Here is a 25,897-nt window from a genome sequence, read left to right as displayed (position 1 = left end):
GGCGGCGCCCGTTGACCACCCCCGACGCGGGGTGAATACCCTCGACGCATGAACGACGACACAGCGCATGGCGCCATCCTGACGGCGCTGGCCGATCCCACCCGCCGCGCCGTGCTGGACCGTCTGCGCGACGGCCCTCTGCCGGTCGCGCGGATCGCCGAGCCGATGCCCGTCACCCGCCCCGCGGTCAGCCAGCATCTCAAGGTCCTGCTCGATGCGGGGCTGGTGTCGATGCGGCGTCAGGGGACGCGCAACATCTACGGCCTGACGCCCGGCGGGGCCGAGCCGCTGGTCGTCTGGCTGGGCGACCTGACCGAGCGTCGATCCGATCTGCCCGGCCTCGTCGTGCGCCTCTCGCCCGAGGACGCCCGGCGGCTCTTCATCGACGACGTCGCCCTCTGGTGGCCGGTGGCGCAGCTGTCGTTCTCGGCCATGGGGGCAGGCGCGCTGCCACGCTCGATCGGCTGGCGCGGTGATCGGCTGCACGAGGTGATGTATGACGGCTCGGGCGCGGACTGGGCGCGGATCACGACGCGGACGGCCTCGCGCGTCGCACTCGACTGGCGGCTGGGCGGGCGCACCGAACTGATCGCGGGCTTCGCTTCGGATCCGGACGGCTGCCGCGTGACGCTGGACTGGGGCGGTGCGGGCAAGGTCTCGGGCGACATGCAGGCCCTCGTCGCAGAACGCTACGGCACCGCGGCCCGGGCGAGCCTATCGAACTTCTGAGCGGGGCCGAGGCTTTTCGGCGAAAAGCCTCGGGAAGGTCTTCTCCGAAGACCTTTCAGCGCAGCCAGAGCCCTTCGCGCTTCAGACGGTTCCGGATCGCCTGTTCCTTGCGAGGCAGGTCGTCGCGGTCGAACATCGCGCGCGCCTTCGCGCCCTTCGGTTGGTAGAGGAACCGCCGGAACGGCTCGTAGTCCTTCAGGACCTTCTTGACCCGGTTCGGCGCGGTCGCGGCCTCGGTCGCGGCGATGACGTGATCGGGGGCGGTCGCGTACATCAGCGGCAGGAAGCGGTAGTGGAAGCTGTGGCTTCCATCGAGCAGGCCGTCGGCGATGCCGCCCTTGTCCTGCGGGCGCGACCCCGGTCGGCCGCCGCCCAATTCGTGGATCGCCAGCGGCAGCGCGGCTTGGTCGAGCCAGGGGTCGAGCTCCTGGCAGACGAGGCTTTCGGGCGGGTCGTCCCGGATCATCAGCGCCGCGTTGAGAAAGGCGCGGTGGAAGGCCTGCGGGTCGTCGCCGAAGAACCAGCCCGCGTTGAAATAGAGATAGCGCCGCCAGTGCTCGTCCGGCTGGTCGGGGTCGATCGTGTCGGCGAGCCGTCCGCCCCGCCGTGCATGAAGGTCGCCCCATATCTCGTTGAAACCGGGGCCATAAAGTTCAGGCGTGGGCCAGGTCCCCTCGCGCTTCAGGCTCGCGGCCGGGCGGGCGAAGTCGATCTCCAGTTCCGAGAGATCGGCGGTGATAACGGTGTCGGTATCCATGAAGAGGAATGGGCCGGGCGGCATCGCGGCCAGCGCCTCGATCTTGTTGCCATACGGGTAATACGACCCGAAGTGATGTGTCTCGAAAGGCATGATCTCGGCGCCCAACTCCTCCAGCAGCGCGCGCTGAGGGCCGGAGGGGATGCGCGGGTCGTCGGGCCAGCGCGGCCCCGGCTGCGGCTCGCCCACGAGAAGGCGGCCCGACCAGCCGGGCGCGTTGTGGCGCAGCGTCGCGGCGAAGAGCGCGGCCTCGTGGGTCAGTCGGCCGCGCTGGCCGATGATGAGGATGTTGAAGGACACCCCCCGGATTCACCCGAGTTCCGCAAGACTGTCCAGCGCGCGTCGGATCGCGTCGGCATCGTCGCGCCGCGCCGCGAGATTGGCGCGGGTCTCCTCGACCACCTCGGGCGGGGCGGAGGCGGCGAAGTTGGGGTTGTTCACTCGTCCTTCCATCCCCTTGATCTCCTTGGCGAGCTTGCCCGCCTGCTTTTCCAGCCGGGCGCGCTCGGCCGCGACATCGATCACGTCGCCCAGGGGCAGCGCGAAGCGTCCGCCGCCGGCCGTGACCGCGATCGCGCCCTTGGGGGCGGCGCCTTCGGAAATGCCCTCGATCCGTGCCAGCCGCTGGATCAGGCTGAGGTTCGTGTCGGCCGCCGCGCGGGCCGCGTCGTCCCATTCGACCGCGACGACGGGGATGACGGCGCCCGCGGGCACGTTCATCTGGGCGCGTGCCGAGCGGACGGCCTCGATGAAACCGATCACCCAGCGCATCTCGGCCTCGGACGCGGGGTCGACCACCGCGTCGGTCAGGGCCTCGGGCCAGTCGCCATGGACCAGCATCCCGTCATGGCCGGTGGTCGACCAGAGCTCCTCGGTCACGAAAGGCATGAACGGGTGGAGCATGACCATGCATTGCTCGAGCACCCAGGCCATGGTCGCCTGCGTCTCGGTTGACCCCTCGTCCTGAAGGAGGGGCTTCGAGAATTCGACATACCAGTCGCAGACAACGTTCCAGACGAAGCGGTAGAGCGCGCTGGCGGCATCGTCGAAGCGGTAGGCGGCGAGGGCGGCGTCCACGTCCATGCGGGCGCGCGCCGTCTCGCCCACGATCCAGCGGTTGACCGTGAGATCGAGTTCTGCCGGAAGATCAACGCCATCCGGGGCGAAGCGCACGCCGTTCATCTCGGCGAAGCGGACCGCGTTCCAGAGCTTCGTGCCGAAGTTGCGATAGCCCGCGATGCGCTGGGTCGAGAGCTTCAGATCGCGGCCCATCGCCGCCATCGAGGCCAGCGTGAAGCGGACGGCGTCGGCGCCGTATTCGTCGATCAGGTCCAGCGGGTCGAGCACGTTGCCGAGCGATTTCGACATCTTCTTGCCCTTCTCGTCGCGGACGAGGGCGTGGACGTAGACGTCGTGGAAGGGGACGCGCTCGGCGACGGGCTTCGCCGGGTCGGTGACGGCGAGCTGCATCATCATCATCCGGGCGACCCAGAAGAACAGGATGTCGAAGCCGGTGATCAGAACCGAGGTCGGGAAGTAGCGATCCAGCGCCTCGGTCTCCTCGGGCCAGCCGAGCGTGCCCAGCGGCCAGAGGCCCGACGAGAACCAGGTGTCGAGCACGTCGGGGTCGCGGAAGGCGGGAATGGTCTGTGGCCCCTGCGCCTGCCGGATCATCCCCTCGGTCCGCGTGTCCAGCCCGGCGAGGTCGTCGCTCAGGATGTCGAGCGCCTCGGCCTCGGTGTCGACGAAGCGGATGTCGGCATCCTCGCCATGAATCAGCCGCAGATGTCGCAGCGCCTCGTCTTCGGTCGCCGCACAGATCGGAAGCCAGTCCGCGTCGCCATCGGGGTCGAGCGTGTACCACACCGGGATCCGGTGCCCCCACCAGAGTTGGCGCGAGATGCACCAGGGCTCGATGTTCCGCAGCCAGTGGAAATAGACCTTCTTGTCGGCCTCCGGCAGGATGCGCACCGTGCCGTCCTCGACCGCTTCGATGGCGGGGCCGACGATCTTGGCGGTGTCCACGAACCATTGATCGGTCAGCATCGGCTCGATCACGACCTTCGAGCGGTCGCCGAACGGCTGCTGGATAGGCTTGGCTTCGACCAGCGGAACCAGTTCCTCTGCCTCGACGCGCATCTCGCCGCCTTCCTCGGGGGCCAGCGGGGGCTCGCCCGTGGCGGCCTTGCCGGCGGAGGCCGCGCCCTTTCCCAGACGCGGATCGGTCGCGGGCACCATGACGGCGAGGCCCTCGGCGGTGATTTCCTCGACGACGCGCGCGCGCGCCTCGAACCGGTCGAGCCCGCGCAGGTGGTCGGGGACGAGGTTGATGGCGTCGGCCTCGGCGATGGTCAGTTCGCGCTGACCCTTGGCCACGGCCATCGCGATCCCCGCGGCCTCGGCATAGGGCGCGCCGTCGTCGCGCATGGCGGCCTTGGTATCCATCAGGCGGTAGAGCGGGATGCCCTGACGCTTGGCGACCTCGTAGTCGTTGAAATCATGGGCGCCGGTAATCTTGACCGCGCCCGAGCCGAAGCTCGCATCCGGGTATTCGTCGGTGACGATCGGGATCAGGCGGCGGTGCGCCTTCGGCCCGACGGGAATCTCGCAGAGCTGGCCGACGATGGGCGCATAGCGGGCATCATCGGGATGGACCGCGACCGCGCCGTCGCCCAGCATCGTTTCGGGGCGGGTGGTGGCGATGGAGATGTAGTCGCGCGTCTCGGTGAACAGGATTGCGCCGTCCTCGTCCCGCTCGACATAGTCGTAGGTCGCGCCCCCCGCGAGCGGGTATTTGAAGTGCCACATATGGCCCGGCGTCTCGACGTTCTCGACCTCGAGATCCGAGATCGCCGTCTCGAAATGCGGGTCCCAGTTCACCAGCCGCTTGCCGCGGTAGATCAGGCCCTTCTCGTACATCTCGACGAAGACCTTGATGACCGCGTCGTGGAAGTTCTGCTGGGTCGGGTCCGGATCGCCCGGCGCACCGCCCATGGTGAAGGCCTCGCGGTCCCAGTCGCAGGACGCGCCGAGGCGCTGAAGCTGGCCGATGATCGTGCCGCGCGACTGGGTCTTCTGCTGCCAGACCCGCTCGAGGAACCGCTCGCGGCCCATCTCGGCGCGGGTCTCGTTCGTTTCCTTGGCCATCTCGCGCTCGGTCACCATCTGGGTCGCGATACCCGCGTGGTCGGTGCCAGGCTGCCAGAGCGTGTCGAAGCCGCGCATCCGGTGCCAGCGCACGAGGATGTCCTGCAGCGTGTTGTTGAACGCGTGGCCCATATGCAGCGAGCCGGTGACGTTGGGCGGCGGGATCACGATCGAGAAGGTCTCGTCGCGCGATCTGTTGGCGCCGGCGGCGAACGCCTTCGCGTCCAGCCACATCTGCGAGATGCGGGCCTCGGCCGTGCCCGCGTCGAACGTCTTTTCCATCGCCATGTCGGTGCTCTCCGTCGCTTGGGGCCGACGTAGCGCGTGGGACGGGCGAACGGAACCCTGCGCGCCACCCGCGACCTGACGGCCCGGCCACTGGACATGGGGGGCGGCGCGGCTAATGTCCGCCCGACGCCCCCTGTCGCCCGGAGAGACCCATGGAAAAATTCGGCCTGAGCCAATCGAACCGCCGCGCCGAGGACCCGCGCCTCCTGACCGGGCAGGGCGGCTATGTCGACGACACCGCGCCCGAGGGTTCGCTACGGGCCTACATGCTCCGCTCGACGGTGGCCCATGGGGATGTCACCGCGCTGGACGTCTCCGAGGCCGAGGGCGCGCCGGGGGTGCATCTGGTGCTGACCAGTGACGCGGTCGAGGCGGCGGGGTTGCGCAACCACATCGACACCACGCCCGCGGACAATGCCGACGGCACCAAGGGCGCCGACCCGAACCGGCCGCTTCTGGCGAAGGGCCGAGTGCGCTTCGTCGGCGAGGGGATCGCGATGATCGTGGCCGATACGCTGGAACAGGCGCGCGATGCCGCCGAGCTGATCGAAGTCGAGATCGACGAGCTGCCGGTCAAGGTGGACGTGGCCGTGGGCGGCGCTGCGATCCATCCCGAGGCGCCCGAGAACGAGGCCTATCGCTACGAGAAGGGCGACGAGGCCGCGACCGAGGCCGCGCTGAAGGCCGCGGACCGGGTCGTGACACTGACGGTCGAGGACAACCGCATCATCTGCGCGTCGCTTGAGCCGCGCGGTGTCTGGGCCGAGGTCGAGGACGGCCGGCTGCATGTCTGCGTCAACGGGCAGGGGGTCTGGGGGCCGAAGGGGTCGCTCGCGGATGTGCTAGGGCTCGAGAAGGATGCGATCCGGGTGACGAACCCCGATGTCGGCGGCGGCTTCGGCATGAAGGCGATGAGCTATCCCGAGATGTTCCTCGTGGCCCATGCCGCGCGCACGCTCGACCGGCCGGTCCGGTGGATGGGCGACCGCTCCGAGGCGATGCTGTCGGACAATGCGGGCCGCGATCTGATCCAGACGGCCGAGCTTGGGTTCGACAAGGACCTGAAGCTCGTGGCCTACCGGACGACGAACGTGGCCAACATGGGCGCGTACAATTCCGGCTTCGCCCAGAACATCCAGTCCGAGCTGTTCTCGAAGGTCATGCCCGGCGTCTACGACGTGCAGGCCTGCTTCATGCGCTCGGTCGGCGTCTTCACGAACACCACGCAGGTCGACGCCTATCGCGGCGCGGGCCGCCCCGAGGCGATTTTCGTGCTGGAACGCGCGATGGATTACGCCGCGCGCGAGTTGGACGTCGACCGGTTCGAGCTGCGCCGCAAGTCCTTCATCAAGGCGGACGCCTTCCCCTACCTGACCGCCATGGGCGAGACCTATGACGTGGGCGATTTCGACCGGGTGCTGGACCGTGCCCTGGCCGAGGGCGACGTTGCGGGCTTCGACGCGCGCCGCGCGGAGAGCGAGGGGCGCGGCAAGCTGCGCGGCCTGGGGGCCTGCTACTACATCGAGTCGATCCTCGGGAATCCGTCCGAGACCGCCGAGATCGAGTTCACCGAGGACGGGCGCGTCACGCTCTATGTCGGCACACAGTCGAACGGGCAGGGTCACGAGACCGTCTATCGCCAGTTCCTCGCCACCGATCTCGGCATCGACGCGGAGCTGATCGACGTCGTGCAGGGCGACAGCGACCGGATCGCCACGGGTGGCGGCACGGGCGGCTCGCGGTCGGTGACGACGCAGGGAACCGCGAACCGCGCGACCGCGAACAAGGTGATCGAGAAGTTCTCGCCCTTCGTCGCGGCCCTTCTGGAGGTCGAGGAGGTGGCGTTCGAGGACGGACAGTTCCGCTCGACCGGATCGAACACCGTCATGACCGTGATGGAGGCCGCCGAGGCCGCGCGAGACAAGGGCCAGACGCAGCTTCTGAAGACGCAGGAGCGGACGACGCTTCCGGGCCGCAGCTATCCCAATGGCTGCCATCTCTGCGAGGTCGAGATCGACCGCGCGACCGGCCAGCTCGACGTGGTAAAATACACCGTGGTCGACGATTTCGGGAACCTGATGAACCCGATGCTGGCCGAAGGGCAGGTGCATGGCGGCGTGGCCCAGGGCATCGGGCAGGCCGTGTCGGAATACGTCGTCTACGACGAGGACGGCCAGCTTTTGACGGCGAGCTTCATGGATTACGGGATGCCCCGCGCGGTGTCGCTGCCGATGATCGACTTCCATTCCGAACCGGTGCCGTCGACGGCCAACGTCCTCGGGATGAAGGGCTGCGGCGAGGCGGGCACCGTGGGCGCGATGGCGGCCGTGGGGAACGCGGCGCTCGATGCGCTCTGGGATCTGGGACTGCGCGACGTGGACATGCCGTTCACGCCGGGCCGCGTCTGGGCGCTGTTGCAACAGGCCGAGCAACCGATTGCCGCCGAATGACGAGACCCCGAGCCATCTAGGCCGCCTCGGGGCCTTCCTTCGGGGTGGCTGGCGGGGTGGCGCGCGCGAGGTCGTGGCCCATAGCCCGGCAGACCAGCCCCGCGCCCATGTCGTCCTGCTCGACGGCACGCTCTCGTCGCTCGAGCCGGGGTTCGAGACGTCGATCGGCCTGATCTACCGGCTGCTGGAGGCGCAGGATCGCCATGGCCTGCATTACGAGCCGGGCATCGCATGGCGCGGCTGGCGCAATGCGCCCGAGGTCGCGGCGGGTGTCGGCATCAACCGTCAGATCCGCCGCGCCTATGCTTGGCTGGTCGAGGTCTATCGCCCCGGCGATACGATCTGGCTGCTGGGGTATTCGCGTGGCGCCTACGCGGTGCGCGCGCTCTCGGGGATGATCGACCGGGTTGGCCTCCTGACGCCGGAACACGCCACCATCGGGCATGTCCTGCGCGCCTACGAGCACTACCGCAACGACCCCACCCGCGCGGAGGCGCGCAGCTTTGCCGCGAAATACTGCCATCCGAAGGTCCGCATCCGCGCGGTCGGCGTGTTCGACACTGTACAGGCCGTCGGCGTCCGCGCGCCCCTGATCTGGCGGGCCTTTCCCGAGGTCCACGCCTTCCGGTCGCACCGGCTTGGAGCGTCGGTCGATTACGGCTTCCACGCCATGGCCCTCGACGAGACGCGGCGGGTCTACGCGCTCGATCGCTGGCGCACCAACGGGGAGCGGACCGAGAGCGTCGAGCAGGTCTGGTTTCGCGGCACCCATGGAGATCTCGGCGGGCAGCTCATGGGGTTCGGGCGCGCGCGCCCCCGCGCGAACGTGCCCCTCGTGTGGATGCTGGAACGGCTCGAGAGCGTCGGCTTGGCCCTGCCGCACGACTGGTCGGACCGGTTCGAGACCGACGGCACCGCGCCGTCGGCCGGAAGCTGGCGCGGGGTGGGGGGCCTGTTCCTGACGCGCGCCCGGCGGAAGGTGGGGCTCGATCCATCCGAGAGCCTGCACCCGACGGCGCTGGGCCACCGCGCGGCGGGGAAGTTGCGGACATGGGTCCGACCCGAGACGGAGAACGCGGCGGCTAGATCTCGGTGATCGGATAGACATGCGCGAGGTAGAGGTAGAAGAAGCCCAGCGACAGCGCGAGGATCACGACCCCCAGCACGGGTGACGAGACTTCGATCCCGCTCTGTCCGGCCTTGAGCGTCGTCGTCGGCGCGACCGCGCCCCCGCGCTCCGCCCGGAACTGCATCCACGAGAAATAGAGGCCCATCGCCACGATGGCGAGGACAGCGACGAACAGCACCTGCGACGATGCGTGCTGCCACGCGAAGACCGACACGCGGTGCTCGAGCTGGATGGTGTGCGTCTCGTATTGCGCGCGAACGGCGGCCTGGATCGCGGCGCGCGTCGCGTCGTCGGGCGCGAAGCCGTCTGCGAGAAACGGAAAGACGTGGAGCGGGTCGTCGCCGGTCGTGCCACCGGGCAAGGCGTTGTCGACCACCACGACCGGATCCTCGGGCGTGGCGGCGGTGAACCGTTCGTCAGCGGCATCGACCTCGGCGTCGATGATATCGACGCGGTCGCCGGGTCCGGCATCGACCTGCGCGTGGCCGTCGGCATGGAGGGGGCAGGCGGCGGCCAGTGAGAGGGCGAGGACGGCGCTTCGGATACGGGACATCGGACCTCCTGCAGATGACGTAAGGTCACCCTAGCAGGTCGAGGCGCTCTCGTCGCCCGCCCGGTTCAGCCCAGGGGCCGGATCCGAAGTTGGGTGATCCGGTTCGCGTCGCGCGCGGCGACCTCGAAGCGGAAGCCGTGGAAGCTGAAGACCTGGCCCGTAGTCGGGATGGTCTGCGCCTCGTGGATGACCAGCCCCGCCACCGTGTTCGCCTCGTCGTCGGGCAGGTTCCACTCGGTCGCGCGGTTCAGATCGCGGATCGTCATCGCGCCCTCGATCAGGACCGTCCCGTCGGCGGCCGCATCGAGCACGGGCGCCTCGGGCTGGTCGTACTCGTCGGTGATCTCGCCCACGATCTCCTCGAGGATGTCTTCGAGCGTGATGAGGCCCTGCAGCGCGCCGTATTCGTCCACCACGAGGGCGAAATGCGTGTGGCGCCGCAGGAATTGGCGCATCTGGTCGTCGAGCGTCGTCGTCTCGGGGATGAAGTAGGGCTCCATCATCACGTCCGAGAGGTCGAGCTTGGCGACCGCCTCGATCCCGCCGCCCTCGGTCCGGACAAGCCGGTCGATGGCGCGGAGCAAGTCCTTGGAATGCAGGACGCCGATGATGTTCTCTGGCTCGCCGCGATAGACGGGCAGGCGGGTGTAACGGGAGTGGAGCGCCTGGTCGAGAATGTCGGAGGCGGGCGCGTCGGCGTCGACCATCTCGATCCCCGAGCGGTGGAGCATGATCTCCTCGACGGCGCGTTCGCCGAGGTCGAGCGCACCCAGCAGCCGGTCGCGGTCCTCTTTCTCGACGCCGCCCTCGGTATGGCCCAGCGTGATGGCGCCCACGATTTCCTCGTGGGCGGACATGATGTCGGCATCGGGGTCGATATCGACACCGAACACCCGCAGGATGGCCCGCACCAGCGCGCGGACGACACTGACGATGGGCGCGAAGACGCGGACGACGACGCCGATCGGAGCGGCGACGCGGCTGGCCGCGGTCTCGGGGTTCGAGATGGCGTAGGTCTTGGGCAGCACTTCTGCGAAGACGAGCACGAGCGCCGTCATCACCAGCGTCGCGACGGCCACGCCGCCCTCTCCGAAGAGCGCGGTGAAGAGCGCCGTCGCCAGCGACGCGGCGAGGATGTTGACGATGTTGTTGCCCAAGAGGACCGAGCCGATCAGGCGCTCGTTGTCCTCGGTGACGACGAGGGCGCGGGCGGCCCCGGCATTCCCCTTGTCGGCCTGGTTGCGCAGCTTGCCGCGCGACGCGGCGGTCAGCGCGGTCTCGGAGCCCGAAAAGAAGGCGGACATGGCCAGCAGGCAGACGATCGCGGCGGCGATGCCGAGCGCTGTGCCCCAGCCCAGGGTGGTGACGGTGGTTTCCATGGCCGGCTTATGGGGCCGGCGCGCGTCGCGTTCAAGCGGGGGACGCCGTGCGGGAGCCTAAGGATCCCCGGCCAGCGGGTGATGCGTCAGGACGAGCTCGCGGAGCCGGGTTTCGAGGACATGGGTATAGATCTCGGTGGTCGAGATATCGGCATGGCCCAGCATCGTCTGGATCGCGCGCAGATCCGCGCCGCCCGACAGGAGATGGGTGGCGAAGGCGTGGCGCAGGACATGTGGGCTGACGCCCGCGGGGTCGAGCCCGGCATGGGCAGCGAGGGTTTTGATACGGCCGTGAAACCAGACGCGGGTCAGGTGGCCCGCTTTGCCGCGCGACGGGAATAGATGCGGCGACAGCGCGGTGCCCGCCTCGACCCTCGCGGTGTCGTCGGCGTCGTCGCGATGCGCGAGCCAGGCGGCCAGCGCGTCCCGCGCCGGCGGCGAGAGTGGTACTAGACGCTCGCGCCCGCCCTTGCCGCGCACCAGAAGCATCCGGGGATCGCCCCGCGCCGCTGCCACGGGCAGGCCCACGAGTTCGGTAACGCGCATCCCCGTCGCATAGAGAAGCTGCATCAGCGCCGTGTCGCGCAGCCGCTCGTCGGGGGTCCGCCCGAGCGTTCCGGCGGCGGCCAGCAGCGCGTCGACATCGCCCTCGGACAGTGTCTTCGGCAGCGTCTTGGGCTTTGACGGACCGGTGATGCGGATGGCGGGGTCGTCGCGGCGCAGCCCCTCCTCATGGGCGAAGCGGTAGAGGCCCCGGATCGCCGAGAGGCGACGCGCGCGGGTCGAGGCGGCCAGCCCCTCGGCCTCGCAGGCGACGAGATAGGCCTCGATGTCGCCACGCGTCGCATCCGCCAGCGCACCACCTTGCGCCGCGCGATGGGCGGCGAAATCCTCGAGATCGCGGCGATAGGCCATCAAGGAGTTCAGCGCCGCGCCCCGTTCGGCGGCCTGGGCCTCGAGGAAGAGGTCGATCCAGCTCACGCCAACAGGAGTTGCAGTGCCGTGCGCCGCGCGACGTCGATCATGCCCACCGAACGCAAGAAGGCCAGCGCGTCGACGATGTCCTGCGGATCGGCCTCGGCGCCCTCGGTCAGCATGAGCGCGGCTTCGAGCAGCGCCTCGCCCAGCCGCCCATCCGTCGCCAGCCGCGTCAAGTTAGCGGGCGCGTCGGCGGTCATGCCGTCGGCGATCGCCTGCGTCAGCGGGCCAACCGGGGGCACGAGGTCGTCTCCCCGCGCGATGGCCACCGCGAAGGCGTCGCGGGCCAGCGACGGTTCCGCGTCGCGCGCGACTCGGTCGTAGTCGGGCGACAGAAGGCCGATGCGAAGCGCCAGCGCGCCCGAGGCGGGCGGCAGGTCCATCCGCGCCAGTGCGGCGCCGTAGAGCTGCGCGAAGGCCGGGCCGAGACCGGTGTCGCGCATCCGCGTCCACGCCCCGGGAAGTGCGTCGGCCACGGCCTGGGGGTCGCCGCCCAGTAGGGCCGCGTCCAGCCGCTGGATCGCGCGGGCCCGGTCCCAGACCCCGCCCGACGCGGCGGGCCGGTTCTCGGTATAGAGCGCGAGCAGGCGGTTGGGATCGAGGCTGCGGGCGCGGACGAGGCGTTCGGCCGCCTCGATCTGGGCCTTCCATCCGGTGGTCGGGCGCAGATCGGCGGCGGCGAAGGCCAGCGGCAGGTCGCGGGTGGATGGCGTCTCGCCGATCCCGTCCAGCAGGCGGAAGGCCAGCGGCGTCAGCGGTCGGGGCGGGACGGGGGGCGGCTCGCCCTCGTAGAGTTCGGGGTCGAGGAACCGGCCCAGAAGCTCCTGTTCGTTCTCGTCGATCACCCCGATGGCGCGCCCGGTGTCGAGGGTCAGGGCCGCGGCCGCCCAGTCGCCGCCTCGCGTCAGGCAGAAGATCCGCGCGGGCAGGGTGGGGGCGACACCCGGATTGGCGGTCATTGCGTCGCAGGCCCGCACGTCGTTGCCCGACAGGAGCGACGTGTCCCACCAGCGTCGGAACGCGGCCTGATCGGTCGCGCCCGCCCGCTCCAGCAGGGCCTGCGCCTGGTCGAGCGCGCCCAGCCGCAGCAGGGCGTCGATCCGCGCGAAGAAGAGCGTGTCGGGGTCGGTCGCGGCGCGGGGCGGGTCGAGCTCGGCCAGAAGGAGCATCGTCACGAGATCCTGCATCGCGGGCAGCGCATCGGCGGGCTGATCGGCGATGAGCCGGGCGAGCCGCGCGGGGTCCGAGCCGGCGAAGGTGTCGCGCGGCAAGCCGGTCAGGCCCACCGACAGAAGGCCCACCGCGTCGCGCCGCGTCTCGCCCAGCGCCATCACGGTAACGTCGGTGTCGGTAAGTGGGGTCGCCGCCGGCTCGTCGGTGCGGGGCGCGGGGGCCGAGAGGCTGTCCGAGAGCCAGGGAATGGCCGAGAGCGGGGCGTCGTCGGCCAGCGCCGGTCCGGCGAGAACGGCCAGCGCGAGGAGGCTAGCCCGCATCGATCTCGATCCGCTCGGTCACGGGGGCGCTTTCGGGTTCCAGCAGGAACGAGTAGCCGAACAGGCCCACCACCGCGATAACCGCGAGGATCAGGAGATATTTGAGAAACCGGATCATGCCTGCCTGCCTGTTGTGGTTGTTTCCATTCTGGCCGGGCGAGCTATAGATGGCAATCGCACGAGCGACAGCGCGGACGGAGGTTGTGGAAGCGATGGGCGACAAGATGCCGGACGCGGGGGCCATGCGCCTCAACCGGCCCGTCGTCCTCGTGGGCATGATGGGCTGCGGAAAGACCGCCGTCGGCACCGCGCTGGCCGAGCGGCTGGGCGTGCCGTTCCGCGACACGGACGCCGCGATGGCCGAGGCCGCGCGCATGACCATCCCAGAGATCTTCGCGCGCGACGGCGAGGCGTTCTTTCGGGCCCGCGAGACCGAGGTCCTGGCCCGCCTTCTGGCCGAGGGGCCGGGCGTTCTGTCAACGGGCGGGGGCGCCTTCCTGCGCCCCGAGAACCGCGCCGCCATCGCCGAGGCCGGTGTTTCGGTCTGGCTGAAGGCGGATGCGGAGCTGCTCTGGAGCCGGGTGCGCCACAAGTCCACGCGGCCGCTTCTTCTGACCGACGATCCGAAGGCCACGCTTACGGAGCTTCTGGCCGAGCGCACGCCGTCCTACGCCGCCGCCGAAATCGTGGTCGACAGCGCGCCGCCCGTCCCGATCCCCGAGATGGTCGAACGCGTGGTGCGCGTGCTGGCGGAAGCAGGGGTGCTGGCATGAGCGCGGTGGTGAACGTGCCGCTGGGCGAACGGGCCTACGACGTCCATGTCGGGCGCGGCCTGCTGGCACAGGCGGGCGATCTCGTCGGGCCGCTTCTGGCGCGCCCGCGCGTCTTCGTCGTCACCGAAAGCCGTGTCGCGGCGCTGCATCTCGCGTCGCTTCGGACGGGGCTCGGGGTCGAGGCGCCCGCGCTGGAACTGCCGCCCGGCGAGGGAACGAAGGATTGGGTCAACGTGATCCGCGTGGTCGAGTGGTTGCTGGACCAGCGGGCCGAGCGGGGCGATGTCGTCGTCGCACTCGGCGGGGGCGTGATCGGTGACTTGGCCGGGTTCGCGGCCGCGATCCTGCGCCGCGGCGTCCGCTTCGTGCAGGTGCCGACCTCGCTTCTGGCGCAGGTGGACTCCTCGGTCGGCGGCAAGACCGGGATCAACACGCGGCACGGCAAGAACCTCGTGGGCGCCTTCCACCAGCCGAGCCTCGTGCTGGCCGATGTCGATGTGCTCGACACGATGCCGCCACGCGACTTCCTCTCGGGCTATGGCGAGGTCGTGAAATACGGGCTGCTGGGGGACGCGGCCTTCTTCGGCTGGCTCGAGGCGAACGGCCCGGCGCTCAGGGGCGATGCCGATCTCCGGGTCGAGGCGGTGCGCCACTCGGTGCAGATGAAGGCCGATATCGTGGCGCGTGACGAGACCGAGCAGGGGGACCGCGCGCTTCTGAACCTCGGGCACACCTTCTGTCACGCGCTGGAGGCGGCAACGGGCTATTCGGACCGGCTGCTCCACGGAGAGGGCGTGGCGGTCGGCTGCGCGCTGGCCTTCGCGCTGTCGGCGCGGCTGGGGCTCTGCGCGCAGGAGGACCCGAGCCGGGTGCGCGCGCATCTTCAGGCGATGGGGATGGTGCGCAACCTCGCCGAGATCCCAGGCGACCTGCCCTCGGCCGAGGCGCTGCTGGACCTGATGGGACAGGACAAGAAGGTTCTGGCCGGACGTTTGCGCTTCGTCCTGGCACGGGGGATCGGCGCGGCCTTCGTGACGGACGCCGTGCCCGCCGAAGACGTGCTGGCCATTCTGCGGGCGGGGTGAAGGGCCTTTGCCGAAGGCCCTTCGTCAAGTTTTCGTTGAAAACTTGGGGACGACCGTTCCCCGAACGGTCTTCTAGACGACGCGATAGAGCGGTTCGGCGTTGCAGAAGATGACGAACTGGCCGCCATTCTCGACCGCGGTGAACCCGCGCCGCGGATTTCGGAGAGAAAGACGTCGCGATGGATCAGATCCTCGACGTCGCGGACCGAGCGCCGGACGATGCCCCCCGTTGTGCGGCCTTGGCGGTGAAGACGGATTGCAGCCAGGCGGCCGCGCGGTCGGAGAGAACGGGTGTCATGGCGCCAAGATCGCCCGGACAGGTTAATTTTCGGTGGAGGCCCGGACGTATTTCAGCACCGCGACCCGGATCGCCGAGGCGAGCCCCGCGGTGACGCCGCGGTCCCGGTCGATCCGGGCCGCGAGTGCGTTGACCGACACGCCTTCGGCCCGCGCCATCTCGACGAAGGCGACCCAGAACGCGTCCTCGAGCGACACGCTCGTCCGGTGGCCGTGCAGTGTCAGCGAGCGTTTACGGGGCCGCGCGTCACTCATTCCCGGCGATGCCCGTCGAGGTCGCGCGCGGCCTTTGCCTTCGCCGCCGCCTCGGCCTCGCGCTCGGCCTTCGTGCGGCCATGCCTCGCGGCGTTCGCATCGCCCGCCGCGCGCGCCGCGTCGCGGTCGCGCGCCTTCCGGGCGGCCTTGAGGTTGACGACCTTCGCCATCACTTCGGGCCGATCATGTCCTCGGGGCGCACGACCCGGTCGAAGGTCGCGGCATCCACGAGGCCCAGCCCGATCGCCTCCTCGCGCAGCGTCGTGCCGTTCTTATGCGCGGTCTTTGCGACCTTGGTGGCGTTGTCATAGCCGATGGTGGGCGCCAACGCAGTGACCAGCATCAGGCTCTCCTTCATCAGCTTGTCGATCCGGTCGACATTGGCCTGGGTGCCCACGACCATGTTGTCCGTGAAGCTCGATGCGGCGTCGCCGAGGAGCTGCATCGACTGGAGCAGGTTGTAGGACATCATCGGGTTGTAGACATTTAGCTCGAAATGCCCCTGGCTGCCCGCCATGCCGATGGCCGCGTCGTTGCCCATGACGTGCACGCAAACCATGGTCAGCGCCTCGGCCTGGGTGGGGTTCACCTTGCCGGGCATGATCGAGGATCCGGGCTCGTTCTCGGGCAGGATCAGCTCGCCCAGACCCGAGCGGGGCCCCGACCCAAGCAGCCGCATGTCGTTGGCGATCTTGAAGAGGCTGGCGGCCACGGTCTTGAGTGCACCGGAGAACATGACCATCGCATCATGCGCGGCCAGCGCCTCGAACTTGTTGGGGGCGGTGACGAAGGGCAGGTCGGTGATCTCGGCGATCTCGGCGGCGACCTTCTCGGCGAACCCCTTGCGCGTGTTCAGCCCCGTGCCCACGGCCGTGCCGCCCTGGGCCAGTTCGTAGATGTCGGGCAGGCAGGCCTCGACCCGCTCGATCCCCTTGGCGACCTGGTGGGCGTAGCCGCCGAATTCCTGGCCCAGGGTCAGGGGCGTGGCGTCCTGCGTGTGGGTGCGGCCGATCTTTATGATGTCTTCGAACTCGTCGGACTTGGCCGCTAGCGCGGCGTGCAACTTGCGCAAGCCCGGCAGGAGCGTATCGCGCGCCATCATGCCGGTCGCGACATGCATCGCCGTCGGGAAGGTGTCGTTGGACGACTGGCCCATGTTGCAATGGTCGTTCGGGTGGACCGGATCCTTCGACCCGATCGTGCCGCCCATGATCTCGATCGCGCGGTTCGCGATGACTTCGTTGGCGTTCATGTTCGACTGCGTGCCCGATCCGGTCTGCCAGACGACGAGCGGGAAGTTGTCGTCGAACTTCCCCTCGATCACCTCTCCCGCGGCCTGCTGGATGGCGGCGGCCCGGTCGGCATCGAGGTCGCCAAAGCCCGCATTCACCGCCGCCGCCGCCTTCTTGATGACGCCGAGCGCGCGGATGATGGCGACCGGTTGCCGCTCCCACCCGATAGGAAAGTTGATGATCGAGCGCTGGGTCTGGGCCCCCCAGTACTTGTCGGTGGGCACCTCAAGCGGGCCGAAGCTGTCGGTTTCGGTGCGGGTCTCGGTCATGGTCGTGGTCCCTCGGGGCTCGTCGCGATGCGGTCGGGTCCGGGTCTAGCGCGCGGCCCCCGGCGGGTCCATCCGCCGGACCGGGGCATCGGTCGAAGTTTGGCCATGTTTTGACGTTAACATCGCGTGAAACGCGGGAAGGCCCCGCAGGAGACGATATCATGCCCGGCCGCACCGGCCCCATCGCCACGATTCTCGCGACCCTCGTCCTGACGCTCTGGACCGGGCTGGCGGAGGCTGCGCTGTTGCAGCCCTATGATGGGCGGCTGCGCGATGCCAAGGAGCGGGGCGACAACCAGGTCTACGATATCGGCGGCAATCGCCTCGGGCTTGTGGACATGCGCCAGATCAACGATGGCGACCAGATCGACAGCGACCTCTTTCAGAGCTTCACGTCGAGCGGCACGATCCTGGGGATCTACGCCGGGTCGGGCATCGCGGACGTGACCAACAACGCGATCCCGGAATTCACCGACTTCACGCCCTACACGGTCGAGTTCAGCACCTCGCGCCGGAACTGGAACCTCAACGCGGCGATCTGGGTGCTGTGGCAGGGTACGGGCGCTCTGGTCTTCGACCAGAACGGACAGCGTGCCACGATCGGCGGTCTCGTGACGCGACCGGGCAACCCGCTGATCCCCGTGCCGCTTCCGGCGGGCGTCTGGCTGATGCTCACGGGTCTGGGCGCGCTCGTCGGCCTCGGCCGTCTGCGGCGCCGTCGCGGGGCGCTGGCTACTTCCTGAACCGATCGAGGCTGACGACCTCGGCGGGCGGGCGCGGCGCCGGATCGGGCTCGCTGTCGAGCTCGGCGAAGGGTGCCTCGATGCCCGAGGGATCGTCGTCGCCGCCGCCGTCATCCTCCTCGTCGCGGGTCTCGAACCGCAATCCGAACTCGACCGAGGGGTCGACGAAAGTCCGCAACGCGGCCCAGGGGATATCCAGCGGCTCGGGCTGGTCACCGAAGTTCAGCGTCACCGCGAAGCCGTCGTCGCGCACCTCGAGCCCGTCGTACCAATGCTGCAGCACGATGGTCATGTCGTCGGGATAGCGTTCGCGCAGCCAGTCGGCGATGGCCACGCCGGGATGCGTCGTGTCGAACGAGATGAAGAAATGGTGGTCGCCCGGAAGGCCCTGCGCGGAGACGCGTTGCAGGAGGCGGCGGATCAACCCGCGCATCGCGTCGTGCATCATCCCGCCGTAGTCGATCGCGTCGGTGTCGTCGCTCATGCCCTGGCCCCGCCCGTGTCTGAGCAATGATAGACCAGAGGGTTTGGCGCGGGACAACCGGGTGCGATGCCAAAATCGGCGCGATGGCGCAGCCGTGCCGAAGACGCGCCCGGACCGCCCATCATCCGGGCGGGGCGCAAGGTGCATCGTCGGGGAGGGGAAAGTGCAGGCTTCTGTTGCCAGGTGCCTGCGAACCCCGCCTTACGCTGCTAGGCGCAAGGGCTTAAGTTTCGATCTTGCGGACTGCTTACGCAGCCAGCGCGACCGGAGCACGGTTGTCGTTGGCAACTGTACAAAGCGTACCGATCACGGTGGTAACTCACCGAGCGAAAGCTGGCCTCTTTAGACGTCCGTCGATCCTATTTCGACCCCATGATCCCCCAACGAAGGGTGTATGGTGGAGTCGCCGGGTACCGCCCCCGGGTCCGAGCCGCTTATTACAGGTGCGTTTATCGCCATAGTCCGGTTGTCCGAACAGGGTGAAATGTAGGCGCGCCCCGCCCGGATTTCAACCGAAAGCTCAGATGTTGATCCAGATCCCGAGGACGCCGATCACAAGTTCGGCGGCGAAGAATTTCCACTTCAGCGACGTGCGCCCGTCGAGGACCAGCGAGGTCAGACGACCGACGCCGCCACCCAGCCAGATGAAGCCCAGCATCGCGAAAGCGGCGGGGGTCCAGAGGAGCAGGGCCCCGATTCCCGCCACCACAAACAGCGCGCCGGACGCCGCACGCACCTCGGAGGTGCCCATGGTCGAGCCGCCGTCCTTCAGATCGACCGTTTTCATGGTGTAGCCCGGCGCAAGCCAACCGGCGGCACCGAACCCGATGGAAAGAAGTGCGATCAGCACGTTGAGGATCGTGACGAGGTCCATTCGGGGTCTCCGGCATTGGGTGTTCGTGTCCGCGCGGAGCTAGCCCGCGTCACGACAAAGCCCAGAAGTCGTCCCGGTGCCGGTCGCAATCGCGGTCCAGACAAGACGCGACAGATTTATCTCGAACAGGTGCAGAATGCGTCGCCACATCAGCAGATTCTTTCGCCGCGAAGACGGCGCCATGACCGTCGAATACGTCATCTGGATGGTGGCGATGACGATCATGCTGATGGTGTCGACCGATACCTCGATGCTGCTCTACAAGCACGCCCAGCTCTATGACGTGTCGCGCGACGCGGCGCGAGCGGTGGCCACGGGCTCGCTCACGACGGCCGAGACGCCTGCGCTGCTGGCCCGCTTCTCCAGCCCCTCGGATTACGCGCTCAACGTGGCCGATGACGGCACCTACGTGACGGCGACCGTCACCATCGAATTCGCGGACGTACTGATCTTCGGCAACGCCTTCCTGACGGGGCGGACGCTGGAAGGCCGCGTCATCATGGCGAAGGAGGCCTGAGACATGACCGCATCCATCCTCCGTACATTCCTGCGCGACGAAGACGGCGCGGGCACCATTCACGGCCTTTACTGGTTGCTGGCGATGATGACGATCGGCGCCGTCGCGGTCGACGGCGCCAATTCGTGGCGTATCAAGGCGCAGGTCCGCAACGCGACCGACGCCGCCGCTCTCGCAGCCGCGCAACGGCTCGACAACCCCGCCGCGGCGCGGGCCGCCGCGGTCCAGATCGCGGCCATGAACCTCGAGACGCGGATGCACGGCACCCCCGTTGGCATCGAGGACGTGTCCTTCGGCCATTTCGATTCGACCACCGGGTTCTTCACCATCGACGAGGATAACCCGACCGCCGTGAAGGTCGACGGCCAGCGCAGCTTCGAGCGGGGCAACCCGATCCGCACGGCGCTCCTGGGGATCGTTGCGCAGGACAGCATCGACCTGAACACCTTCACCATCGCCGAGGCCATCGTCGTCGCGGCCCCGCCCGTGACCGGAACGGCGCATCCCTGCGGCAACATCACCATCCTGACCGAAGCGCGTGCCGATCTCGTGGGCAATGCCGAACTGGACGGCGGAGTCTGCGTCCACGGTGCGGTCGGCGCATCGGCGGGCAACAACAATCTCGTCACCAACGGCGCGCGGATCTCCTCGCAGGAACTTGACGACGTGCAGATCACCGCGCTCCGGTCCGGCAGCGACGACATCGACGCCGTCAAGGCCGAGGTCGTGATGGACCCGGTCATCCTGCCGACGCTGTCGGACCAGTTCGTGGACACCTGGAACACGCTCTGGGCCCTGCCGGACGGGCACATGTATCAGGGGCCGCTGGTGCCGCGCACGCTGACCGACGGCCCGCTCGAGATCGTCAAGATCGACAAGGGCTGGTGGCAAATCTCGAAGAAGGCCAACAAGCGGCCCGCTTCCGACCGCATCTACCTCGTGAACCACGGCATGAAGATCCAGAACGGAGCCACCATCCGGGACATGGTCTTCATCGTGCGCGGCACAGCGGCCTTCGGTGGCGACAAGACCATTCTCGAGCGGAACTTCTTCTTCGCACAGGACGCCATCGACGTTCGCGGCAACAGCACGATCGGGGCCGACACCTTCTGTTCGACGGGGCAGTTCGACAGCTATCTGTTCTCGCCCACCTCGGTGAAATATCGTGGCGGCACGACGGTGAACGGCCTCGTGACGGCGGCCCCCGTCATGGACACGACCGGGTCGCTGACGGTCACGGGCGGCCTCTATTTCGAGGCGAGCAACGACGTGAAGATCCGTGGCGCCAATTCGATGACCGCCTGTGCGACGCCGCTCGATTCGGACTTCCCGATGGCCCAGCCCGTGCCCGTCACCGAGGACGAGACCGAAACCGCGGGCACGTCCGGGACGACCAAGGCGCGCCTCGTGCGTTGAGCCGCGATCCCGATCGCAAACAAAAAAGGGCCCCGCCGGATAGCTCCGGCGGGGCCTTCCTCATCCGTGCGGGGGCTCAGAAGCCCGCCTTGATCCGCTCGAAGGCCTCGGCCTGCTTCTGGCGAAGCTCGCCCGCCATCGGAAGCTGGGCCAGCACCGGCGCGTCGATCTGGCCGAGGCCCGAGGCGACCAGCGCCTCCTCGCCCTGGCCGGCCATCGCGACCGCGTTCGACTGCCCGTAGCCGGAATCGAGCAAGGCCTGCGTCGAGGAGGCGTCGAGCATGGCGTTGACGTAGTCGTAGGCCAGGTCCTCGGACCCGTCGGCCTCGGCCATGTTGACGTAACCGCAGAGCCAGAGCGACGAGCCTTCCGCCGCCTCGCGCTGGAAGCCGATGGGGAAGCCTTCCTCGACCATCGTCGGCAGCGTCTCGTTCCACGCCCAGCTCACCAGCACCTCGCCCGAGGCGAGGAGCTGCGACAGCTCGCCCGGATCGACCCAGTAGGTGCGCAGGTTCGCATGCGCCTGGCGCAGCCAGTCGGACGCCGCCTCGAACTGCGCGTCGGTGGCATTGGCCCAGTCGGTCACGCCGGTCGCGAGATAGGCCAGCGCATAGGCGTCATCCACATTGTCCGGGATCGCCATGCGGCCTTGGTACTTGGGGTTCAGGAACACGTCGAGCGAGGCCACGTCCTCGGCCGGGACCTCGTCGGCATTGTAGGCGATCGCGGTCGAGCCGTAGTCGATCGGCAGGAAATAGACGTCGCCGTCGCCCGCGATGTCCTGACCGGTCAGGTCACGGTCGAGATTCTCCCATTCCGGGATGCGCGACAGGTCCCATGGCTCCACGAGGCCGGATTCGACGAACTTGGGCACCGAACCCGCGCAGATATGGGTGACATCCGATTTGAACCCGGAGGAGAGCTTCTGGAACGCCTCCTCCTCGTCGCCGAAGAAGGCGAAGTCCGGCGAGGCGCCATGGGCCTCGACATAGGCCGAGTGGAAGGCCGGGTCCTCAAAGCCCGCATAGTCGAAGACGGTCATCTGGGCCTGGGCGGCCGGGGCCGCGAGGATGGCGGCGCCGGTCAGAAGGGCGGCATATCGTGTCATGGATCACTCCCGTTGGATCGCGTGCGCGTCGTTTTCGACGTCGGACGGAAAGGTAGGACGGGGGCGGGGCGACGTCTAGCGGGCGGCGCGGGTTCGCGCGTCGCGGCGCGCGAAGAGATCCAGCATGGTCGATTCGAGGGCGGAGAGCGTATCGCGGATGCGCTCGGCGTCCCGGTCGCGCACCGCGCCTGACAGACGCGCATAGAGATCGAGGATCGCGGCGCGGTCGCGGTCGGCATAGGTGACCATGTTCATCAGGGGCAGCATCGCCTCGACCGCGCCGGCCAGTTGATAGGACAGGACGGGATTGTGCGCGGCGTCGACATAGGCGCGGTGGAACGCGGTGTCGGCGGCGCAGAAATCCTCGTCCGAGCAGGGCGCGGCAAGGCGCGTGACCGCATCCTCCATCGCGGTGAGGTCGGGGGCCGCCCGCGCCTCGGCCACGAGATCGGCGCAGGCGCGCTCCAGCGCGAACCGGGCGCGGGCGGCCGTCTCGAAATCCACGGCGTTCATCGACAGCAGCAGGGTCGAGGTCGCGACATGCTGGGCGACGGCCGCGTCATAGGTCAGGTCCGCCACGAACGCGCCGCCGGTTGCGCCGCGCCGCGTGCGGATCAGGTTGCGCGCGGCCAGCCGCTTGAGCGCCTCGCGCACGGTTGCGCGGGAGCAGTCGAATTGCACCGCAAGCTCGGTTTCCGAGGGCAAGCGGTCGCCCGCCATCAGGTCGCCCGCCGCGATCCGGGCGGCGATCCGATCCGAGATGCGGGTCGGCAGGGCGGGGGCGGACGTCATGGGCGCTTTTCCAATTGTCGGACATTTGATCCTGTGTCAGCACTACGGGCGACGGCGCATCGCCGCAAGCCGGGGGAGGGCGCGTTGAGGCATCTGGGTCGCATGACCGCACCGCACTGGCTGGCGCTCTATGGCCTCCTGCTCGGCGGGTGGGTTGCGCTCTGGGCGTGGTCGGCGCCGACCTCCTGGGGCACGCTCCTGCGCGATCTCTGCCTGTCGACGCCCGAGCCACAGGGCCTCGTGGCGACGACCGGCATGTGGCTCCTGATGTCGGCGGCGATGATGCTGCCGACGGCGATCCCGGCCTTCGCCACCCATGACGATATCGCCGACACCCAGGGCACGGGCGGGGGCGCGGCGCTCGTCGCGGGATACGCGCTCGTCTGGGCGGGGTTCGCGGTGGCCGCGGCGCTCGTGCAGACGGCGCTCGCCACGGCCGACATTCCGCGCACGGGGGCCTTCGCCGCGGCCCTTCTGATCTCAGCCGCCGCCTACCAGGTCTCGCCGATGAAGGCGGCCTGCCTGTCGAAATGCCGCCGCCCGCTCGTGTTCTTCATGCAGCACTGGGCCGAGGGACCGTTCCGCATGGGCGTGCGCCTCGGCGCGACCTGCCTCGGCTGCTGCTGGGCGCTGATGGCGCTGGGCCTGATCGGGGGCGCGATGTCGCTCGCCTTCATGGCGCTGGCGACGGTGCTGATGACGCTCGAAAAACTCGGCCGGGGTCCCGCGATCCCGGTCGCCATCGCAATCGCCTGCCTCGCCGGGGCAGGCTTCCTGATCGGAGCCTGATCCATGAACGCACCCGACCGCATCGCGGCCCCCGTCGTCTCCAGCCGCATGTCGCCCAAGACCGGCGGCGCGCAGACCCCTTGGGCCATCAAGGGCGAGCTGATCCTGAACTGCAATTGCACGGTCTTCTGCCCCTGCGTCGTCTCGCTGGGCAAGCATGCGCCGACCGAAGGCTACTGCCAGGCGTGGTCGGGCATCCGCATCGACGAGGGGCATTACGGCGACAGCGACCTGTCGGGCCTGAACGTGGGTCTCCTGCTGGAAATCCCCGGCCTCATGGCGCGGGGCAACTGGAAGGCGGCGGCGTTCATCGACGACCGCGCCGACCAAGCCGCTTATCTCGGCCTGATCGAGATCTTCTCGGGCCGGGCGCGGGGGACCACGGGCCTCTTCAAGCTTCTCGTGTCGGAGTTCCTTGGGGCCGAGCGCGCGACCATCAGCTACGAGACCGAGGGCAAGACGCGCCGCCTGATGGTCGGGAAGAAGATCCAGGGCGAAGTGATCCCGGTGAAGGGCAAGCGCGAGGACGAGGATATCGTCGCCACCAACACCGAGTACTGGATGGGACCTGACATCACCGTCGCCACCGCCACCAAGGGTCGCGTCCGCGCCTTCGGCCGGGTCTGGGATTTCGACGGCCGCTCGGCCGAGATCTGCCAGATCGACTGGTCCGGCCCCGAGGTGCCGCGGTGAGGAGGCTGCCATGATCACCCCCGACTGGGTCCGCATGATGGCCCGCTACAACGCGTGGCAGAACGAATGGCTGGTGCCCGCCGTCACATCGCTGCCCGAGGCCGAGGTCGAAGCCGACCGCGGGGCCTTCTTCGGGTCGATCCGCAAGACGGCGTCGCACCTCCTCTGGGGCGACGAAATCTGGCTCTCGCGGTTTACCGGCGCGCCGCGCGACGGCGGAACGATCCCGGACTCGCTCGACTGGGCTGCGGACGTCTCCGACTGGGCCGCGCGCCGTCCCGTCATCGACGCGGCCATCATCGACTGGGCGAAAGACCTCTCCGACCTCGAAGGCGAGGTGACCTGGTACTCGGCCGTGCTCAACGCCGAGGTCTCGCGCCCGAAGACCCTGATCTTCAGCCATTTCTTCAACCACCAGACCCACCATCGGGGCCAGATCCACGCGATGCTGACCGCAGCGGGGGGCGAGACCGGAACGACGGATCTCGGCTTCATGCCGGACGCCACATGACGACGCTCGCGCGCTCGAACCGCGTTCGCCGGACGTGGTGGACCGATGCCGTCGATGCCGCCGGGTGCACGGCCTATACGGTGTATAATCGCATGATGCTGCCGGCCTGTTTCGACGGGGTCGATATCGACGCGGCCCATCTCAAGCGCGCGGTGCAGGTCTGGGATGTCGCGGTCGAGCGGCAGGTCGAGATCACCGGTCCCGACGCCGACACCCTGATGCAGCGCCTGACGCCCCGCGACCTGTCGCAGCTTCAGCCGAACCAATGCGCATACGTCCCGATCTGCAACCATGACGGCGGCATGTTGAACGACCCGGTCGCGCTCAAGCCCCGGCCCGATACCTGGTGGGTCAGCCTGGCCGATGGCGAGCTTCGCCTCTGGATCGAGGGCATGGCCGAGGCGGGGGGCTACGGCGTCCGGGCCTTCGAGGCGGATGTCCAGCCGTTGGCCGTGCAGGGCCCGCTGGCCAACGAACTGGCGGGACGGGTCTTTGGTCCTGCGGTGCGCGACCTGAAGTTCTTCCGCCACGGCCGGTTCCCCTTCAACGGGACCGAGATGATCGTCAGCCGCACCGGCTACTCCAAGCAGGGCGGCTTCGAGATCTATGTCGAGCGCGAAGAGGACGCGATGCCGCTCTGGGATGCGCTTTTCGCGGCGGGGGACGACCTCGACGTGCGGGCGGGTTGTCCCAACCTCGTCGAGCGGATCGAGGGCGGGATGCTCAGCTACGGCAACGACATCACCGATCTCGATACGCCCTTCGACGTGGGCCTCGACAAATACGTGCAGGTCTACGACTGCATCGGCGGCCCGGCGCTGAAATCCTACGTCTCCGACCGCCGCCTGATGGCGGTCGAGATCTCGTCCCCCGTGCCGACATGCGACCGGCGCTGGCCGATCATGCTGGACGGTCGGCGCATCGGGGTCGTGACCTCGGCGGCGTGGTCGCACGACTTCGACTGCGGCGTGGCGATCGGGATGGTCGACCGGCGCTGGGGCGCGGGTGCGGAGGTGACGGTCGAAACGCAGGACGGCCCGCGCGACGCGCGGCTGCGCGAGAAATTCTGGGCGTGACGCGCCCCAACGGGAGGATG

General features: G+C 68.8%; 26 protein-coding genes and 1 other RNA gene. 12 read left to right on the top strand and 15 right to left on the bottom strand.

Annotation, left to right across the window (positions count from 1 at the left end):
- The first annotated feature begins 48 nt into the window (after nucleotides 1-48).
- Nucleotides 49-729 (top strand): ArsR/SmtB family transcription factor, encoded by a 681-nt coding sequence (locus ACK8OR_RS04465; protein WP_410188240.1) that lies wholly within the window; start codon nucleotides 49-51, stop codon nucleotides 727-729.
- A 55-nt stretch (nucleotides 730-784) separates the two neighbouring features.
- On the opposite strand, the gene ACK8OR_RS04460 is transcribed toward ACK8OR_RS04465, so the two are convergent.
- Together ACK8OR_RS04460 and ACK8OR_RS04455 are read right to left on the bottom strand one after the other, a co-directional pair.
- Nucleotides 785-1,786: a hypothetical protein gene (locus ACK8OR_RS04460; protein ID WP_410188239.1), complete on the bottom strand. Its 1,002-nt coding sequence runs from the start codon at nucleotides 1,784-1,786 to the stop codon at nucleotides 785-787.
- Between the two features lie 9 nt (nucleotides 1,787-1,795).
- Nucleotides 1,796-4,921 (bottom strand): valine--tRNA ligase, encoded by a 3,126-nt coding sequence (locus ACK8OR_RS04455; RefSeq protein ID WP_410188238.1) that lies wholly within the window; start codon nucleotides 4,919-4,921, stop codon nucleotides 1,796-1,798.
- Nucleotides 4,922-5,073: 152 nt separating this feature from the next.
- On the opposite strand from ACK8OR_RS04455, the gene ACK8OR_RS04450 reads away from it, so the two are divergent.
- Nucleotides 5,074-7,371 carry a xanthine dehydrogenase family protein molybdopterin-binding subunit gene (locus ACK8OR_RS04450; RefSeq protein WP_410188237.1) on the top strand — a complete coding sequence of 766 codons (2,298 nt, stop codon included), beginning with the start codon at nucleotides 5,074-5,076 and terminating at the stop codon, nucleotides 7,369-7,371.
- Nucleotides 7,358-8,467 carry a DUF2235 domain-containing protein gene (locus ACK8OR_RS04445; RefSeq protein WP_410188236.1) on the top strand — a complete coding sequence of 370 codons (1,110 nt, stop codon included), beginning with the start codon at nucleotides 7,358-7,360 and terminating at the stop codon, nucleotides 8,465-8,467. The genes ACK8OR_RS04450 and ACK8OR_RS04445 overlap by 14 nt, the downstream gene beginning before the upstream one ends.
- Here ACK8OR_RS04445 and ACK8OR_RS04440 read toward each other — a convergent pair.
- The 5 genes from ACK8OR_RS04440 to ACK8OR_RS04420 form a co-directional block, all read right to left on the bottom strand.
- The gene (locus ACK8OR_RS04440; protein WP_410188235.1) at nucleotides 8,454-9,053 is read right to left on the bottom strand and encodes a hypothetical protein; all 600 of its coding nucleotides are present in this window, start codon (nucleotides 9,051-9,053) and stop codon (nucleotides 8,454-8,456) included. The genes ACK8OR_RS04445 and ACK8OR_RS04440 overlap by 14 nt on opposite strands.
- A gap of 65 nt (nucleotides 9,054-9,118) precedes the next feature.
- Nucleotides 9,119-10,432 (bottom strand): HlyC/CorC family transporter, encoded by a 1,314-nt coding sequence (locus ACK8OR_RS04435; RefSeq protein WP_410188234.1) that lies wholly within the window; start codon nucleotides 10,430-10,432, stop codon nucleotides 9,119-9,121.
- A gap of 57 nt (nucleotides 10,433-10,489) precedes the next feature.
- The gene (locus ACK8OR_RS04430; RefSeq protein WP_410188233.1) at nucleotides 10,490-11,413 is read right to left on the bottom strand and encodes a site-specific tyrosine recombinase XerD; all 924 of its coding nucleotides are present in this window, start codon (nucleotides 11,411-11,413) and stop codon (nucleotides 10,490-10,492) included.
- On the bottom strand, nucleotides 11,410-12,903 hold the full coding sequence (locus ACK8OR_RS04425) for a hypothetical protein (RefSeq protein WP_410188232.1): 1,494 nt from the start codon (nucleotides 12,901-12,903) through the stop codon (nucleotides 11,410-11,412). The genes ACK8OR_RS04430 and ACK8OR_RS04425 overlap by 4 nt, the downstream gene beginning before the upstream one ends.
- Entirely contained in the window at nucleotides 12,893-13,021 is a 129-nt protein-coding gene (locus tag ACK8OR_RS04420) for a hypothetical protein (RefSeq protein WP_410188231.1), read from the bottom strand. Before ACK8OR_RS04420 ends, ACK8OR_RS04425 begins: the two co-directional genes overlap by 11 nt.
- 49 nt (nucleotides 13,022-13,070) lie before the next feature.
- On the opposite strand from ACK8OR_RS04420, the gene ACK8OR_RS04415 reads away from it, so the two are divergent.
- Together ACK8OR_RS04415 and aroB are read left to right on the top strand one after the other, a co-directional pair.
- Nucleotides 13,071-13,676: a shikimate kinase gene (locus tag ACK8OR_RS04415; protein WP_410188230.1), complete on the top strand. Its 606-nt coding sequence runs from the start codon at nucleotides 13,071-13,073 to the stop codon at nucleotides 13,674-13,676.
- Nucleotides 13,673-14,761: a 3-dehydroquinate synthase gene (gene aroB, locus ACK8OR_RS04410; RefSeq protein ID WP_410188229.1), complete on the top strand. Its 1,089-nt coding sequence runs from the start codon at nucleotides 13,673-13,675 to the stop codon at nucleotides 14,759-14,761. Before ACK8OR_RS04415 ends, aroB begins: the two co-directional genes overlap by 4 nt.
- 321 nt (nucleotides 14,762-15,082) lie before the next feature.
- Here aroB and ACK8OR_RS04405 read toward each other — a convergent pair whose 3' ends face one another.
- The 3 genes from ACK8OR_RS04405 to fumC are packed head-to-tail and all read right to left on the bottom strand — an operon-like array spanning nucleotide 15,083 to nucleotide 16,874.
- The gene (locus ACK8OR_RS04405) at nucleotides 15,083-15,313 is read right to left on the bottom strand and encodes a ribbon-helix-helix domain-containing protein (protein ID WP_410188228.1); all 231 of its coding nucleotides are present in this window, start codon (nucleotides 15,311-15,313) and stop codon (nucleotides 15,083-15,085) included.
- Nucleotides 15,310-15,483 carry a DUF4169 family protein gene (locus ACK8OR_RS04400; RefSeq protein WP_410188227.1) on the bottom strand — a complete coding sequence of 58 codons (174 nt, stop codon included), beginning with the start codon at nucleotides 15,481-15,483 and terminating at the stop codon, nucleotides 15,310-15,312. Before ACK8OR_RS04400 ends, ACK8OR_RS04405 begins: the two co-directional genes overlap by 4 nt.
- Nucleotides 15,483-16,874 (bottom strand): class II fumarate hydratase, encoded by a 1,392-nt coding sequence (gene fumC / locus ACK8OR_RS04395; RefSeq protein ID WP_410188226.1) that lies wholly within the window; start codon nucleotides 16,872-16,874, stop codon nucleotides 15,483-15,485. The genes ACK8OR_RS04400 and fumC overlap by 1 nt, the downstream gene beginning before the upstream one ends.
- 161 nt (nucleotides 16,875-17,035) lie before the next feature.
- Here fumC and ACK8OR_RS04390 point away from each other — a divergent pair, with 161 nt between their 5' ends.
- Nucleotides 17,036-17,617: a VPLPA-CTERM sorting domain-containing protein gene (locus ACK8OR_RS04390; RefSeq protein ID WP_410188225.1), complete on the top strand. Its 582-nt coding sequence runs from the start codon at nucleotides 17,036-17,038 to the stop codon at nucleotides 17,615-17,617.
- Here the strand turns inward: ACK8OR_RS04390 and ACK8OR_RS04385 are convergent.
- From ACK8OR_RS04385 to ACK8OR_RS04375, 3 genes are all read right to left on the bottom strand, one after another.
- Nucleotides 17,607-18,101 carry an SspB family protein gene (locus ACK8OR_RS04385; protein ID WP_410188224.1) on the bottom strand — a complete coding sequence of 165 codons (495 nt, stop codon included), beginning with the start codon at nucleotides 18,099-18,101 and terminating at the stop codon, nucleotides 17,607-17,609. The genes ACK8OR_RS04390 and ACK8OR_RS04385 overlap by 11 nt on opposite strands.
- 162 nt (nucleotides 18,102-18,263) lie before the next feature.
- Nucleotides 18,264-18,617: a transfer-messenger RNA gene (gene ssrA / locus ACK8OR_RS04380) on the bottom strand.
- 4 nt (nucleotides 18,618-18,621) lie between these two features.
- Nucleotides 18,622-18,975, bottom strand: coding sequence for a DUF4345 family protein (locus ACK8OR_RS04375; RefSeq protein WP_298432949.1), 354 nt, complete (start codon nucleotides 18,973-18,975; stop codon nucleotides 18,622-18,624).
- A gap of 181 nt (nucleotides 18,976-19,156) precedes the next feature.
- Here ACK8OR_RS04375 and ACK8OR_RS04370 point away from each other — a divergent pair, with 181 nt between their 5' ends.
- Together ACK8OR_RS04370 and ACK8OR_RS04365 are read left to right on the top strand one after the other, a co-directional pair.
- A complete protein-coding gene (locus ACK8OR_RS04370) occupies nucleotides 19,157-19,492 on the top strand; it encodes a TadE/TadG family type IV pilus assembly protein (protein ID WP_410188223.1) in 336 nt (111 codons plus the stop codon).
- A gap of 3 nt (nucleotides 19,493-19,495) precedes the next feature.
- On the top strand, nucleotides 19,496-20,908 hold the full coding sequence (locus ACK8OR_RS04365) for a pilus assembly protein TadG-related protein (RefSeq protein ID WP_410188222.1): 1,413 nt from the start codon (nucleotides 19,496-19,498) through the stop codon (nucleotides 20,906-20,908).
- Nucleotides 20,909-20,984: 76 nt separating this feature from the next.
- On the opposite strand, the gene ACK8OR_RS04360 is transcribed toward ACK8OR_RS04365, so the two are convergent.
- Together ACK8OR_RS04360 and ACK8OR_RS04355 are read right to left on the bottom strand one after the other, a co-directional pair.
- A complete protein-coding gene (locus tag ACK8OR_RS04360) occupies nucleotides 20,985-22,016 on the bottom strand; it encodes an ABC transporter substrate-binding protein (RefSeq protein WP_410188221.1) in 1,032 nt (343 codons plus the stop codon).
- A gap of 75 nt (nucleotides 22,017-22,091) precedes the next feature.
- Complete coding sequence (locus ACK8OR_RS04355) at nucleotides 22,092-22,808, bottom strand: FadR/GntR family transcriptional regulator (protein WP_410188220.1); 717 nt, start codon at nucleotides 22,806-22,808, stop codon at nucleotides 22,092-22,094.
- Between the two features lie 102 nt (nucleotides 22,809-22,910).
- Here ACK8OR_RS04355 and ACK8OR_RS04350 point away from each other — a divergent pair, with 102 nt between their 5' ends.
- From ACK8OR_RS04350 to ACK8OR_RS04335, 4 genes are read left to right on the top strand one after another with little or no spacing between them, the layout of a single operon-like run.
- Entirely contained in the window at nucleotides 22,911-23,597 is a 687-nt protein-coding gene (locus ACK8OR_RS04350) for a DUF2182 domain-containing protein (protein WP_410188219.1), read from the top strand.
- Nucleotides 23,598-23,645: 48 nt separating this feature from the next.
- Nucleotides 23,646-24,290 carry a DUF1326 domain-containing protein gene (locus ACK8OR_RS04345; RefSeq protein WP_410189863.1) on the top strand — a complete coding sequence of 215 codons (645 nt, stop codon included), beginning with the start codon at nucleotides 23,646-23,648 and terminating at the stop codon, nucleotides 24,288-24,290.
- Between the two features lie 10 nt (nucleotides 24,291-24,300).
- On the top strand, nucleotides 24,301-24,801 hold the full coding sequence (locus ACK8OR_RS04340; protein ID WP_410188218.1) for a DinB family protein: 501 nt from the start codon (nucleotides 24,301-24,303) through the stop codon (nucleotides 24,799-24,801).
- Nucleotides 24,798-25,877, top strand: a complete 1,080-nt coding sequence (locus ACK8OR_RS04335; RefSeq protein WP_410188217.1) for a dimethylsulfoniopropionate demethylase — start codon at nucleotides 24,798-24,800, stop codon at nucleotides 25,875-25,877. The genes ACK8OR_RS04340 and ACK8OR_RS04335 overlap by 4 nt, the downstream gene beginning before the upstream one ends.
- Nucleotides 25,878-25,897: the final 20 nt, after the last annotated feature.

Source organism: Jannaschia halovivens (assembly GCF_046452375.1).
Classification (GTDB): domain Bacteria; phylum Pseudomonadota; class Alphaproteobacteria; order Rhodobacterales; family Rhodobacteraceae; genus Jannaschia; species Jannaschia halovivens.
This window is presented reverse-complemented; position numbering and strand designations above follow the sequence as displayed.